General features: G+C 72.1%; 11 protein-coding genes and 1 riboswitch. Of the genes, 3 read left to right on the plus strand and 8 right to left on the minus strand.

The genetic code is table 11. From position 1 onward, the window contains the following. Together ACFRQN_RS17675 and ACFRQN_RS17680 are read left to right on the plus strand one after the other, a co-directional pair. A partial coding sequence (locus ACFRQN_RS17675) for an ABC transporter ATP-binding protein (RefSeq protein WP_380741116.1) occupies window positions 1–420 on the plus strand: 420 nt, incomplete at its 5' end. Window positions 421–468: 48 nt separating this feature from the next. Beyond that, window positions 469–3,024 carry an ABC transporter permease gene (locus ACFRQN_RS17680; RefSeq protein ID WP_380741117.1) on the plus strand — a complete coding sequence of 852 codons (2,556 nt, stop codon included), beginning with the start codon at window positions 469–471 and terminating at the stop codon, window positions 3,022–3,024. Between the two features lie 177 nt (window positions 3,025–3,201). Here ACFRQN_RS17680 and ACFRQN_RS17685 read toward each other — a convergent pair whose 3' ends face one another. From ACFRQN_RS17685 to ACFRQN_RS17715, 7 genes are all read right to left on the minus strand, one after another. Next, a complete protein-coding gene (locus tag ACFRQN_RS17685) occupies window positions 3,202–4,569 on the minus strand; it encodes an NAD(P)/FAD-dependent oxidoreductase (protein ID WP_049651966.1) in 1,368 nt (455 codons plus the stop codon). A gap of 428 nt (window positions 4,570–4,997) precedes the next feature. Further along, a complete protein-coding gene (locus ACFRQN_RS17690) occupies window positions 4,998–5,939 on the minus strand; it encodes an exopolyphosphatase (RefSeq protein ID WP_380741118.1) in 942 nt (313 codons plus the stop codon). Further along, the gene (locus ACFRQN_RS17695) at window positions 5,936–6,607 is read right to left on the minus strand and encodes a DUF501 domain-containing protein (protein WP_079271855.1); all 672 of its coding nucleotides are present in this window, start codon (window positions 6,605–6,607) and stop codon (window positions 5,936–5,938) included. The genes ACFRQN_RS17690 and ACFRQN_RS17695 overlap by 4 nt, the downstream gene beginning before the upstream one ends. Then, window positions 6,579–7,076: a septum formation initiator family protein gene (locus ACFRQN_RS17700; RefSeq protein ID WP_074001298.1), complete on the minus strand. Its 498-nt coding sequence runs from the start codon at window positions 7,074–7,076 to the stop codon at window positions 6,579–6,581. Before ACFRQN_RS17700 ends, ACFRQN_RS17695 begins: the two co-directional genes overlap by 29 nt. Before the next feature lie 118 nt (window positions 7,077–7,194). Next, entirely contained in the window at window positions 7,195–8,481 is a 1,287-nt protein-coding gene (eno, locus tag ACFRQN_RS17705) for a phosphopyruvate hydratase (RefSeq protein ID WP_049651968.1), read from the minus strand. A gap of 355 nt (window positions 8,482–8,836) precedes the next feature. Then, complete coding sequence (locus ACFRQN_RS17710) at window positions 8,837–9,742, minus strand: transglycosylase family protein (RefSeq protein WP_074001297.1); 906 nt, start codon at window positions 9,740–9,742, stop codon at window positions 8,837–8,839. Window positions 9,743–9,747: 5 nt separating this feature from the next. Further along, a riboswitch (cyclic di-AMP (ydaO/yuaA leader) is annotated at window positions 9,748–9,916 on the minus strand. A gap of 221 nt (window positions 9,917–10,137) precedes the next feature. Next, a complete protein-coding gene (locus ACFRQN_RS17715; protein ID WP_117489314.1) occupies window positions 10,138–11,475 on the minus strand; it encodes a cytochrome P450 in 1,338 nt (445 codons plus the stop codon). 288 nt (window positions 11,476–11,763) lie between these two features. Here ACFRQN_RS17715 and ACFRQN_RS17720 point away from each other — a divergent pair, with 288 nt between their 5' ends. Next, window positions 11,764–12,186, plus strand: a complete 423-nt coding sequence (locus ACFRQN_RS17720) for an SDR family NAD(P)-dependent oxidoreductase (RefSeq protein ID WP_049651970.1) — start codon at window positions 11,764–11,766, stop codon at window positions 12,184–12,186. A 4-nt stretch (window positions 12,187–12,190) separates the two neighbouring features. Here the strand turns inward: ACFRQN_RS17720 and ACFRQN_RS17725 are convergent, their stop codons facing one another. Continuing rightward, the gene (locus tag ACFRQN_RS17725) at window positions 12,191–13,234 is read right to left on the minus strand and encodes a MazG family protein (protein WP_241852759.1); all 1,044 of its coding nucleotides are present in this window, start codon (window positions 13,232–13,234) and stop codon (window positions 12,191–12,193) included. Window positions 13,235–14,019 lie beyond the last annotated feature (785 nt).

Here is a 14,019-nt window from a genome sequence, read left to right on the forward strand (position 1 = left end):
ACCCTCCCCATGGACATCGCCGGCCGCAAGGTCGACAAGCCCTGGCTCGACCGCGTCGTCGACACCGTCGGCCTCTCCGGCCGCCTCAGCCACCGGCCCTCCCAGCTCTCCGGCGGCCAGCAGCAGCGCGTCGCCTGCGCCCGCGCCCTGGCCGGCAAGCCCGACATCATCTTCGCCGACGAGCCCACCGGCAACCTCGACTCCCGCTCCGGCGCCGAGATCCTCTCCTTCCTGCGCAACTCCGTGCGCGAGCTCGGCCAGACCGTCGTCATGGTCACCCACGACCCCGTCGCCGCCTCCTACGCCGACCGCGTCGTCTTCCTCGCCGACGGCCGCATCGTCGACGAACTCCACCAGCCCACCGCCGACACCGTCCTGGACCGCATGCGCCGCTTCGACGCCAAGGGCCGCACCAGCTAGTCCGGCGCAGCAGTCGCAGCCCGCTCACCGACCTTCCCAGGACACCCCATGTATCGCACCGCACTGCGCAACGTGCTGGCCCACAAGGGCCGGCTGCTGATGACGGCCCTGGCCGTCATGCTCGGCACCGCCTTCGTGGCCGGCACCATGGTCTTCTCCGACACCTTCGGCAAGGCCATGCGGGACAGCAACTCCAAGAGCTACTCGGACGTCTCGGTCCAGGTGGTGGACCGCGCGGCCGGCTCCAACGCCTCCGCCCGGCAGAAGAGCGAGGGCGGCTCCGCCACCCTCACCGACGCCACCGTCCAGCAGCTGGCCGCCCTGCCGGGCACCGCCGGCGCCCGCGGCGTGGTCAGCGGCTTCACCGGCGTGGCCGACAAGAAGGGCAACCTGATCGGCCAGGTCTGGGCCGCCAAGGGCGCCAACTTCGCACCCGGCCAGGACGGCAAGGACCCGCGCTACCCGATGGCCGAGGGCCAGGGCCCGAAGGCCGCCAAGGAGGTCGCGCTCGACCGCAAGACCGCCGACAAGGCGGGCTACAAGGTCGGCGACACCGTCCGGGTCGCCGCCAACGGACCGGTGATCGAGGCGAAGCTCACCGGGATCTTCACCACCGACGACCCGGTCGTGAACACCGGCGGCTCGCTCACCCTGTTCGACCGGGCCACCGCCCAGCAGACCCTGCTGGAGCCCGGCCGCTACAGCAGCGTCGTGCTCACCGCCAAGCCCGGCACCAGCCAGGACGCGCTGCTCGCCCAGGCCCAGCCCGTGGTGCCCTCCGGCCACCAGTTCGACATCGAGACCGGCGCCAAGCTCAAGGCCGACGAGCAGGAGATGATCACCAGGAGCACCAGCAGCATGCGCACGATGCTCCTGGTCTTCGCCTTCATCTCGCTCTTCGTCGGCATCTTCATCATCGCCAACACCTTCACCATGCTGGTCGCCCAGCGCACCAAGGAGCTGGCCCTGATGCGGGCCATCGGTGCCAGCCGCAAGCAGGTCACCCGGTCCGTGCTGATCGAGGCGCTGCTGATCGGCACCGTCTCCGCGGTGGCCGGTCTGGTCGCCGGCATCGGGATCGGCGCCGGGATGCAGTCGCTGATCGGCGCGATGAACGAGAACATGCCGAACGGCTCGCTGGTGATCAAGCCGCTCACCGTCGTGGTGACGGTCGTGGTCGGCGTCCTGGTGACGGTCACGTCGGCCCTGCTGCCCGCCATGCGCGCCTCCCGGATCGCCCCGGTGGCCGCGATGAGCAGCGGCGACCAGCCGGTCTCCCAGAAGAGCCTGGTGGTCCGCAACACGATCGGCTCGGTGCTCGCCGGCGGCGGCCTCGCCCTGATCGGCTACGGCGCCTCCACCGGCAACGACAGCGGCCGGCTGCCGGTCGGCCTGGGCGCCTTCCTGGCCCTGATCGGCGTGTTCGTCCTGCTGCCGCTGCTCTCCCGTCCGGTGGTCGCGCTGGTCGGCCCGCTGCTGCGGCTCGGCGGCACCCCGGGCAGGCTCGCCCAGCGGAACGCGGTGCGCAACCCGCGCCGCACCGCGGCCACCGCCGCCGCGCTGACCATCGGTCTGACCCTGGTCACCGGGCTCACCGTGATCGGCGCCTCGGTCAACGACACCATCGACCGGGCCGTCACCGGCTCGATGAAGGCCGACTTCATCGTCGGGGCCGCCAACGGCATGAGCCTGTCCGCGCAGGTGCCCGCCCAGATCGCCAAGGCCCCCGGGGTGGCCGCCTCCTCGGCGATGACGACCGCGTACTGGGAGCTCGACGGCACCAGCAGGACGGTCAACGGCCTGGACGCCGCCGTCCTGGACCAGCTCGCCGACGTCGAGCTGACCAGCGGCTCCACCGCCGGCTTCGGCCAGGGCCAGCTGCTGCTCGACGAGGACGCCGCCAAGAAGCTGAACGCCACCACCGGCTCGGTGCTGACCGTGGCCTACCCGGACGAGTCCACCGGCAAGGTCACCGTCGGCGGCGTGTACAAGACCGGCGGCATGCTCGGCCCGGTCATGCTGGCCAACAGCGAGATCGCCAAGCACGAGCCGAAGCCGTACATCTCCGATGTCCTGGTCAAGGGCAAGGACGGCGCCACCGACGGCCTCAAGCAGGCCCTCAAGGACGCCACCGGCGCCAACCCGGTGATCGAGGTGAAGTCCAAGCAGGATGTCCGGGACGAGTTCAGCCAGACCATCACCTTCGCGCTGAACCTGATGTACGGCCTGCTGGGGATGGCGGTCCTGATCGCGATCCTGGGCGTGGTCAACACGCTGGCGATGTCGGTCTTCGAGCGCAAGCGCGAGATCGGGATGCTGCGGGCGATCGGCCTGGACCGCGGCGGCATCAAGCGGATGGTCCGTCTGGAGTCCGTGGTGATCTCGCTGTTCGGCGCCGGCATCGGCCTGCTGCTCGGCTGCTTCATCGCCTGGGCGATCAACGGCACCCTGAAGTCCAGCCTCTCCGGCCTGACCACGGTCCTGCCGTTCGGCCAGCTGGCGCTGTTCCTGGCGCTGGCCGGGGTGGTCGGCCTGGTGGCCGCGATCTGGCCGGCCCGCCGGGCGTCCAAGCTGGACATCCTGGAGAGCATCAAGACCGACTGACCGGTCCCGCAACGAGAGAGGTCCCCTGCCGGAGGGTTCGGCAGGGGACCTTCTACTTCTGTACTCCGCCCGGTCGCACGGCCGGCTGAGCACCACGGAGGTCGTGGTCCGGCAACGCTGCCGGGCGGAGAGCCTCCGACTCATACCCCGGTGCTCCCACACCGGGGTCTCAGTCGCTTACTTGCTGGCGAGTTCCTTGTCGGCGGCCGGCTTGGCGGCCTCGACGGGCTTGGTGGGCGGAGTGACCTCCTGGATGGGAAGCTGCGGCTTCTCCATCTGGGCGAGGCCGACCATCTCGCGCTTGAGGAACATCGCGAGGGTCCAGTCGGTGAAGACGCGGACCTTGCGGTTGAAGGTCGGCACCATCGCACCGTGGTACAGGCGGTGGAACCACCAGGCCGGACGGCCCTTCAGCTTGTACTTGCCGAAGAGGATCGCCACGCCCTTGTGCAGGCCGAGACCGGCGACCGCACCCAGGTTCTTGTGCTTGTACTCCTTCTGCGGGAAGCCGCGCATGCCGGAGATCACGTTGTCGCCGAGGACGACGGCCTGACGGCTGGCGTGCTGGGCGTTCGGCGGGCACCAGGCGCCCTCGCCCGCGGCGAGGTCCGGCACCTGGGCGTTGTCGCCGGCGGACCAGACGTAGTCGAAGCCCTGGACCTGGAGGGTCGGCGCGGTGTCGACGTGGCCGCGCGGGCCCAGCGGCAGGCCGAAGTTGGCCAGCACCGGGTTCGGCTTCACGCCGGCCGTCCACACGATGGTGGAGGCGTCCATCTCCATGCCGTTCTTCAGCATGACGTGGCCGTCGACGCAGGAGTCCATCGAGGTCTCGATGTAGACCTCGATGTTGCGCTCCTCGAGCTTCTCCTTGGTCCACAGACCGAGGTCCGGGCCCATCTCGGGGAGGATGCGGTTGGCCGCCTCGACCACCACGAAGCGCATGTCCTCGCGGCTGACGGTCTTGTACAGCTTGGCCGCGTCGCGGGCCATGTCCTCGACCTCGGCGACGGTCTCGATGCCGGCGAAGCCGCCACCGATCACCACGAAGGTCAGCGCCTTGCGGCGGATGTCCTCGTCCGTGGTGGACTCGGCCTTGTCGAGCTGGGCCATGACGTGGTTGCGGAGGCCGATGGCCTCCTCGACCGTCTTCATGCCGAGGCCGTTCTCCGCCAGACCCGGGATCGGGAAGGTGCGGGAGACCGAGCCGGTCGCGACGACCAGGTACTCGAAGGGCAGCTCGTAGCTGTCACCGGCCGCGGGCTGGATGGTGGCAACCTTGCGGGCGTGGTCGATGCCGGTGACGGACCCGGTCAGCACCTCCGCCTTCTTCAGGGTGCTGCGCAGCGGCGCGATGAGGTTGCGAGGCGCGACACTGCCGCCGGCCGCCTCGGGGAGGAAGGGCAGGTACGTCATGTACGACCGCGGGTCGACGACCGTGACGGTCGCTTCGCCGTAACGCATCTTCTTGAGGATGCGCATCGCGGCATACAGGCCGACGTAACCACCGCCGACAATGAGGATGCGAGGACGCTCCGTGGTGCTCATATCCGAAAGTATCCAGCACCGTCCGGAGCAGCCTTCGTGAGCCCGGTCACAAGTTGACGGACCCCCCGTGCTACACTGCGCGGCCGCAAAACCGGGCCCGGCGCGGTGGCCCCCACCCCTGGGCGGCCCCGCGCGAACGCACGGCGGAGCACCACCGGCCTGAGCAGCAACGATCCGCACAACGCCCGGGTTCCCGCACGTGATTTCGATTTTCAAACCTCAAACGAGGCCTGACCTGCGATCCCATGGGCCACCCGGCCGACGGGCCTTCGGTCCCACATTTCGGACGTAGTGGGCGGGCCGGTGCGGCGAATGGCCGGATCCCCATGTGAAGAAATTCACGAACTTTCCCACCCGCGCTCGGGCGCGCCCCGGCCCCGGCCCCCCGAAAGGGGTGCCGGGGCCGGTCGGGTAAGCCCCGCACGGGGTCAGGAGGCGATACCGAAGGCGATTCCGTCCAGGATGTCGTGCTCGCTCACGACCACCTCGGCGGCGCCGGTGCGCTCCATGATCTCCAGCAGTTCCAGCGCCCCGGCCGCGATCACGTCCACCCGGCCCGGGTGCATCGACGGGATGGCCGCGCGCTCGGCGTGGGTGGCGGCCAGCAGCTCCCGGGCGATCCCGGCGACCCGCTCCCGGCTGATCCGCGAGTGGTGGATCGCCGCCGAGTCGTAGCCGGGCAGGCCCTGGGCGATCGCGGACACCGTGGTGACCGTCCCGGCCAGGCCCACCAGGGTGGCCGCGCCGGTCAGCGGGACGACCTCCTCGGCCCGGTCCAGCTCGGCCCGCACGTGCGCCCGGGCGGCCTCGACCTGCGCCTCGGAGGGCAGCTCGGCGTCGCCGAAGTACCGCTCGGTGAGCCGCACGCAGCCGATGTCCACCGAGCGCGCCGCCTGCACGTCGTCCGTGCCGAGCACGAACTCGGTGGAGCCGCCGCCGAGGTCGAACACCAGGTACGGGCCGGGGAACTGACCGCCGGTCAGCTCCTTGGTGGCGCCCACGAAGGACAGCCGAGCCTCCTCCTCGCCGCTCACCACCTCGGGCTCGACGCCCAGGATGTCGCGCACGCCCTTGACGTACTCGTCGCTGTTCTCGGCGTCCCGGGAGGCGCTGGTGGCGACGAAGCGGACCCGCTCGGGGCCGACCCCGAAACCGGAGATGATCTCCTGGTACTCCCGGCAGGCCGCGAAGGTGCGGGCCAGCGCGTCCGGGTGCAGCCGGCCGGTCCGGTCCACGCCCTGGCCCAGCCGGTTGACGATCATCCGGCGGTCCAGGTCGGTGATCGCCCCGGTCTCCGGGTCGAGGTCGGCGACCAGCAGGCGGATCGAGTTGGTGCCGCAGTCGATCGCGGCCACCCGGGTCGCGCTCACTCGGACTCCCGCTCCGCCGCGGCGTCCTCGGCGGCCCGCTTCTTCGCGGCGCGCTCGGCGGCCTTCTGCTGCTTGGCGGCGATCACGGCCTCGTGGTCCTGCTCCTTGGCGCGGTTGCGGGCGACCCGCTCCCCGGCCGCCTCGACCTCGGCCGGGGAGACGCACGGGCCCTTGGCCCACCAGTCCTCCAGCATGCCGATCGCCTCGTCGCCGAGCGGGTTGACGCCCTCGCCGGCCGCCAGCGAGTGGCCGACCAGCACGTGCAGGCACTTCACCCGGTCCGGCATGCCGCCGGCGCTCGGGAAGCCCTCCAGCACCTCGATCGCGTCGCGCCGGGCGATGTAGTCCTCGTGCGCCTTCTGGTAGGCGGCGGCCAGCTCCGGGTCCTCGGCGAGCCGGGCGCTCTGGTCCTTCATCACGCCCTCCGCCTCCAGGGTGCCGATCAGCGAGGCGGCCTTGGGGCAGGTCAGGTAGTAGAGCGTGGGGAACGGCGTGCCGTCCGGCAGCCGGGGAGCCGTCTCCACGACGTCCGGGTTGCCGCAGGGGCAGCGGTGCGCCACGCCGCGCAGGCCGCGCGGCACCCGGCCGAGCTGGGCGGCGATGGCCGCGACGTCGGCGTCGGAGACGGTGGGGTGGTTCTCAGTGGTCATGGGGGGAGGTGTCTCCAACGGGGGACGGTGGGAGGGGAAGGGGGGTGGCGGGGGCCGCCGCGGCGGTGTCGGCGGCGTCCACCGAGTCCCAGATGCTGGCGTACCAGGGCTTGGCGGCCTTCGCCTGGCCGGCGGCGCCGCCGGGCGCCGCGTTCGGCCCGGAGGCGGCCCCGCCCGCGGACGAGGAGGTCCTGGCGGAGGCCTGACCGGCCGGGTCCACCGCGATGTACGGGGTCTCCCCCGGCACCGCGTAGTGCAGCCGGGCGCGGGCCTGCGCCTTGACGTACTCCGGGTCCTGCCAGCGGGCCTTCTCCCGGCGCAGCTGCTCGACCTGCTGGCGCGCGTGGTCGGCCTTCGCCCGCTGGGCGGAGATCTCGGCGCGCTGGGAGATGAACTGCCGCGTCGGGTAGGCGAGGATCGCCACCAGCGAGCAGAGCACCAGGACGAGGACGGTCGCCCGGCTCGTGAACCGGGGCCGGGCCGCCAAGCCCGGGATCCTCCAGCCAGCCATCTCCCGTATCCCCTCCTGGTCGCGACGGTGCCCCGCCGTCCACCCTACGGGGTGAACGGCGGGGCACCGGTCAGGCGTGCGCTACCGGGAGCGCTCAGCCCTCGTGGCGGAAGCGCGGGAAGGCGCCGCGGCCGGCGTACTCGGCGGCGTCGTCGAGGATCTCCTCGATGCGCAGCAGCTGGTTGTACTTGGCGACGCGCTCGGAGCGGGCCGGGGCACCGGTCTTGATCTGGCCGCAGTTGGTGGCGACGGCCAGGTCGGCGATGGTGACGTCCTCGGTCTCGCCGGAGCGGTGCGACATCATGCAGCGGTAGCCGTTGCGCTGGGCCAGCTCGACGGCGTCCAGGGTCTCGGTCAGCGAACCGATCTGGTTCACCTTCACCAGCAGCGCGTTGGCGGTGCCGGTCTCGATGCCGCGGGCCAGACGGGCCGGGTTGGTGACGAACAGGTCGTCGCCGACCAGCTGGACCTTGTCGCCCAGCTTGTCGGTCATGGCCTTCCAGCCGGCCCAGTCCGACTCGTCCAGCGGGTCCTCGATGGAGACCAGCGGGTAGGCGGCGACCAGCTCGGCGTAGTACTCGATGAGCTCGGCGGCGGTGAGGTCCTTGCCCTCGAACCGGTAGGCGCCGTCCTCGTAGAACTCGGAGGAGGCGACGTCCAGGGCCAGCGCGACGTCACGGCCGGGCACGTAGCCGGCCTTCTCGATGGCCTCGACGATGAGGTCCAGGGCCTCGCGGTTGGAGTCCAGGTTCGGGGCGAAACCGCCCTCGTCGCCCAGACCGGTGGACAGGCCGCGCTCCTTCAGCACGCCCTTGAGCGTGTGGTAGACCTCGACGCCCCAGCGGACGGCCTCGGAGAAGGACTCCGCGCCGATCGGGGCGATCATGAACTCCTGGATGTCGACGTTGGAGTCCGCGTGCGACCCGCCGTTGAGGATGTTCATCATCGGGACCGGCAGGACGTGCGCGTTCGGGCCGCCCAGGTAGCGGAACAGCGGCAGGTCGCTGGCCTCGGAGGCGGCGTGCGCGACGGCCAGCGAGACGCCCAGGATGGCGTTGGCGCCGAGCGAGGACTTGTCCGGGGTGGCGTCCAGGTCCAGCATGGCCTGGTCGATCAGGCGCTGCTCGGTGGCGTCGTAGCCGACCAGCTCCGGGCCGATCTGCTCGATGACGGCCAGGACGGCCTTCTCGACGCCCTTGCCGAAGTAGCGGTTCTTGTCGCCGTCGCGCAGCTCCAGCGCCTCGAAGGCACCGGTGGAGGCACCCGACGGGACAGCGGCACGACCCGTGCTGCCGTCGTCGAGGCCGACCTCGACCTCGACCGTGGGGTTGCCGCGGGAGTCGAGGATCTCACGGGCTACGACGACATCGATGGACGGCACGAGGCATCTCCTTGCGAGAGCAGGGTCCGGTCTGACGGTGGTGCTGCCAGCAGGACGATTGCGGAGTCGTTACGACCAGAGCCTAACCGCCCGGGCTGCCGTGGCCGCGTCGGCCTCGGTCCCGTCTCACCGTGTGGCCCTGCTACCCACCGGTAGTTCACCTGCTTGTCCCAGCTTGTCCCACCGGAGCGGGCGAATGCGGACGAAGGGGACCGGTAGGACCGGCCCCCTTCGGACGGCGGGGTGGAGCGGCGTCGGCGCCGAGCGCTCCGGCGCGGCGGCGGGCGCCCCCGGCGGGCACCCCGGTCTCGGGGTACTGCCGGCCGCGGGCGCTCCCGGCGTCGGGCGGGGCGGCTCAGCCGAGGTGCAGCACCTGGCCGGGCATGATCAGGTTCGGGTCGCCGCCGACGGTGGAGTGGTTCTGCTCGTACAGCGCGCTCCAGCCGCCGGACACGCCCTGGGCGGCGGCGATGGTCGACAGGGTGTCACCGGCACGGACGGTGTAGTCGTGGCCGGCGGCCTGCGGGGCCTGCTGCGCGGCGCGCGGGGCGTACTGCGGCTGGGCGGCGGCCTGGCCGGCGTACTGCTGGTAGACGCTCTGGTGGCTGGTCCAGTACCAGCCGCCGTTGTTCTGGTACCAGTACACCTTGGCGTCGGCGTCCCAGCCGGCCTTGCCGGAGAAGCCCGGGGTCTGCGGCTGCGCCTGCTGCTGCGGGGCGACCTGCTGGACCGGCTGCGCGGCGGGCTTCTGGGCCGGCTTCTGGGCGGCGGGCTTCTGCGCGACCGGCTTCTCGGCCGGCTTGGCGGCGGGCTTCGGGGCCTGCTGCTTGGGGGCGGACTGCGGCTTGGCGTCCGAGGAGGTGTCGACCGAGGCCGGGGCACCGCCCTTGGTCAGACCGGCCTTCTGGGAGCAGACCGGCCAGGCGCCCGGACCCTGCGAGGCCAGCACCTTCTCGGCGACCGAGATCTGCTGGGCCTTGCTGGCCTGGTTGGCCTGCGCCGCGTAGGCGGTGCCGCCGTACGCCTTCCAGGTGCTGGACGTGAACTGGAGGCCGCCGTAGAAGCCGTTGCCGGTGTTGATGCTCCAGTTGCCGCCGCTCTCGCACTGGGCGACGGAGTCCCAGGTGGAGGCCGGGGCGGCGGAGGCGCCGGTGGCGGTGAGGAGCGGCATCGCGAGTCCGACGCCGGCCACACCGGCGACGGCGATGGCCTTCTCGGCCTGGGTGCGACGACGGTGACGGCCAGTTCCAACGAACAGCATGAAGAGGTCCCTCTCCGTACGCCTGCGAGGTGAGCTGTCGGGTTCGGACCGGGAGGTGGCCCGGCCGCCGTACGCGGAAACGATTCCGCTCGGGCGGCTTCACCCCAAGCCGTGGGGAGACGGCAACAAACCTGGTTCCCCCGCCCCTGCCCAGGGTTCTGGTCGGTTTCCCGTGACGCGGCGGGCAGGATTCGGCGTTCCGCGTACGAGGTCCGCAGCTGCGAACTCCAGGGAGAGTAGACAGATCATCAGACCAATCACAAGCTCATATCACCGATATCACACAACAATTACGGCCCGTGTCCGATCGCCTACCAACAGCGGCGTTATGTCCGGATTGATGGGTGTTCACACCCCCGTCGGCGGGCGATCGGCGACGTCCCGTCAGCGTGATCTCAGCAGGTCGGAGGCGTCGAAGAGGCATCCGGAACGGGGTGCGGAGGGGCGTGCGGGGAACGGCTCTCCGGACTGAATTCCACCGGGAGTTCGCGCAGGCCACGCATGATCAGACCACCCCGCCAGCGCAGATTCTCCGGGCTTTCCGCGAGCCGCAGATCGGGCAGCCGGGAAAGCAGCGTGGCCAGCGCGGCACGCCCTTCGAGCCGCGCCAGCGGAGCGCCGATGCAGTAGTGGATGCCGTGCCCGAAGCCCAGGTGGGGGTTGTCCTTCCGGGCCAGGTCCAGGGTGTTCTCCGCCGCGAACCGGGCCGGGTCGCGGTCCGCCGCGGCCAGCACCACCAGCACCGGGTCGCCGACCGGGATGTCCACCCCGCCGATGGTCAGCGGACGGGTCGCGAACCGCCAGGTCGCCAGCTCCACCGGCCCGTCGTAGCGCAGGAGTTCCTCGATCCCGGTCTCCAGCAGCGCGCTCTCCCCGCGCACCACCGACTCCTGCAGCAGCCGGCGCTGCTCCGGATTGCGCAGCAGCGCGTAGGTGCCGTTGCCGATCAGGTTCACGGTGGTCTCGAAACCCGCGAACAGGAGGATGAAGGCCATCGCCGCGGCCTCGTTCTCGGTCAGGTGCTCACCGTGGTCGCCGGCCCGGATCAGGCCCGAGATCAGGTCGTCCCCGAGGTCCGCCCGCTTGCGGTGGATCAGCTCCAGCAGGTACGCCCGCATCCGCTTCACCGCCCGCCCCACGCCGCCGCGTTGGCCCCCGCCGTGGCGGATCATCATCCCGGCCCAGTCGCGGAAGTCGTCCTGGTCCTCGGCCGGCACCCCGAGCATGTCGCAGATCGCGTAGATGGGGAGCGGGAACGCGAACTCGTGGATCAGGTCCGCCGAACCGCGCTGCGCGAAGCCGTCGATCAGCCGGTCGGTGAGCTGCTGCACCCGCGGCTCGAACTCGGCCACCCGGCGCGGGGTGAACGCCTTCGACACCAGCCGGCGCAACCGGGTGTGGTCCGGCGGGTCGATGTTCAGCAGGTGGGTCATCAGGTCCGCCTGCCGCTCCCCCGGGATGCCCACCCGGCCGGTGCGGTGCGCCTGCCCGCTGTGGTGCGCCGGGTTCTTCGACAGCCGGCTGTCCGCGAGCGCCTGCCGGGCGTCCGCGTACCTGGTCACCAGCCAGGCCTCCACCCCGCTCGGCAGGGTGGTGCGGTGCACCGGGGAGTGCTCGCGCAACCAGGCGTAGGCGGGGTACGGGTCGGCGGCGAACTCCCAGGTGAACAGCTGCGGGGCGGAGGCGTCGGACGACGGGGCGGCGGGCCGGGCGGGGACGGGCTGAGCTGGCATGGACCGACCGTATCCGGTGCGACGGGCGCGCCCTCCCTCCGGCGGGGCGCCGCTTCCCCGCCACTCCTCCGCCGCGCTTCCGCAACCGGACGCGTCGGGCGTGCCAACACTCCGTGGCCGGTCCGTGGCCGGTCCGTGGACAGCTCTTGGCCGACTCTTGGCCGCGGGGCGGGCGTGAGCCTGGTCACCTGAGGGGTAATCCCTGTTGCGGAGGGTCAGGACGTGCCTACGATCCTCCGCAGTACGCGTGGGCGCCGGTGCGGTGTCGCCCACAGGGAGGAGCAGACCATGCGGGTCAGCGGGTCAGTCGTCGTCATCGCGGTCCTCGACGGCGGGTCGGGCGCGGGCCTCGCCCGCCGGTTCGCCGCCGCCGGCACCGCCGGAATGCTCATCGCCGACCAGTACGCCGGCATCGCCGAGGACCTCGCCGCCGAACTCGACCGGCCGGGCTGCCCCGTCGTCGGCGTCTGCGGCGACATCCGCCGCCCCAGCGACGTCGCCGCCCTCGTGGACACCGCCGAGAAGCACCTCGGGCCGATCGACCTGTTCGCCGTGGCCGGCCCCGACGGCGAGCGGATCATCTCGCTGGCGGACCTGCCCGACCACCTCGACCTGGAGCGGCTCGCCGAACTCGTCCTCCTCGTCGGCGAGGCCATCGGCGAACTCGTCCCGCCGCAGCGGCGCCCCGAGCGCACCGCCACGGCGGCCTGAGCGCCTACTCCCCGACCGGACCGAGGCCCTCGGCCGCGCGCACCGCGTCCCGGTAACCGCGCGCGGCCGACCGCAGCGCGGCGTCCACGTCCACCCCCGCGTCGTGCGCCCGCTGCACCACCGCGAGCAGCAGCCGGCCCGCCGAATCGGCCGTCAGCTCGGCCGGCAGCCCGTACGCCTCGTCCGGCACCCCCGTGAAACCCGCCCGGCGCACCCGCGACACCAGCTTCGCCGCGTACGCCAGCGAGGGCAGCCCGGCCGGCACGCCGTCCAGCACCGACTCGCGGTCCGCCTTCTCGGCCGCCTTCAGCTGCTCCCAGTTCGCCTCCGCCTCGGTGGCGCCCTCGACCTCGACGTTCCCGAACACGTGCGGGTGCCGGTACATCAGCTTCTCGACGATGTCCCCCGCCACGTCGTCGACGGTGAACGGCTCCGTCGGGTGGTCCTCGGCGATCCGGGAGTGGAAGAACACCTGGAACAGGACGTCGCCCAGCTCCTCGCGCAGCGTCTCCCGGTCCCCCGCCTCGATCGCCTCGACCAGCTCGTACGCCTCCTCGACCAGGTACTTCACCAGGCTCTCGTGCGTCTGCTCGGCGTCCCAGGGGCAACCGCCCGGGGAGCGCAGCCGGTCCATCACCGTCACCAGGTCCAGCAGCCGCGACCCCGGCAGGTCGTACGAGCCGGGCAGCACCTCGATCTCCGGCACCTCGCCAGCGTGCTCCACCGCCAGCCGCGCCAGCGCGTCGGTCAGCCCCGGGTCCCCGTCCGGGCTGCCCAGCCACACCGTCGGCCCGGCCCCCGCAGGCTGCCCCGTCAGCAGCCGCGCCAACGCGGGCGCCGACCCGGCCGGCACCGCCTCCACGACCACCCCGGCCTGCCGCACCGCCGCCACCTGCGGATGCCCCTCGTCCCCCACCAGCACCCGCCCCGCCGACCGCAACGCCTCCCACGCCGGCCACGCCAGCAGGCCGGGAGCCACCCGGTGGGTGGTGGTCAGCAGGATCAACTTCGCGCCCGGAGTCTCCGTCGGCACAGCATTCGTCGTCACCCCCCGAACCTACCCCCGTACCCCACCCCGGGCCGGACCGGGAAGCCACCACCCCGCTGTCCCCACCCCGCCCGCACGAGCACGGGAAGTCGACCCGGCCGACTTCCCACTCCCCCGCACCGGCCAGACCACCATCCCCGAGGCCCCCACGCACACACGCGAGCACAGGAAGTCGATCCGGCCGACTTCCCACTCCCACCCGCACCGGTCGGCGCCCGCACGGGGGAACGCCGCATCCGCGCGGTCGTCCACCGTGTGGTGGGCCAGAGCCGCAAGCGGCCACGGGGGACGAGGAGCGCTGGAAGTCGATCCGGCCGACTTCCCACTCCCAGCCGCCCCGCACCGGTCGGCGCCCGCACGGGGGAACGCCACGCCCACGCGGTCATCCGGCGGCCGGTCGCCAGAGCCGAACCGGCCACGGAGGACGGCGTCCAGGAGGGGGAAGGCGCCAGGGTGCTGGCGTGGCGATTGCCGGCGGTTGGCGTGACAGCCGACAGCATGCACACGGCGCCTCGAACCCGGCCCGGCGCAGCCGACGGACCCAGCCGCCTTGCCAGTCACCGCGACGGCCCCAACAGCGCGGAGCCACCTCCCGGCATGACAGCCGACGGCACGCCCCGGCCGCCAACCGTCACACGGCGCGCCGGATTCGAACCAGCGCAGCCCGCCGGACCCGACCCCTGTGCGGGCCATCGCGACGAGCCCAACGCCGCCGGTCGGCATGACGCTCCTGGCCACCAGCCGCCACATGCCGCTCCGAGCCCCGCACGGCACGGCACGGCCGA

The organism is Kitasatospora sp. NPDC056800, assembly GCF_042789775.1.
Classification (GTDB): Bacteria; Actinomycetota; Actinomycetes; order Streptomycetales; family Streptomycetaceae; genus Kitasatospora.

What these genes read in the sequence shown, in the direction of transcription:
- ACFRQN_RS17710 (WP_074001297.1), bottom strand. Translation starts at nt 9,742, where the DNA reads ATGCTGTTCGTTGGAACTGGCCGTCACCGTCGTCGCACCCAGGCCGAG.
- ACFRQN_RS17715 (WP_117489314.1), bottom strand. Translation starts at nt 11,475, where the DNA reads ATGCCAGCTCAGCCCGTCCCCGCCCGGCCCGCCGCCCCGTCGTCCGAC.
- ACFRQN_RS17680 (WP_380741117.1), top strand. Translation starts at nt 469, where the DNA reads ATGTATCGCACCGCACTGCGCAACGTGCTGGCCCACAAGGGCCGGCTG.
- ACFRQN_RS17720 (WP_049651970.1), top strand. Translation starts at nt 11,764, where the DNA reads ATGCGGGTCAGCGGGTCAGTCGTCGTCATCGCGGTCCTCGACGGCGGG.
- ACFRQN_RS17685 (WP_049651966.1), bottom strand. Translation starts at nt 4,569, where the DNA reads ATGAGCACCACGGAGCGTCCTCGCATCCTCATTGTCGGCGGTGGTTAC.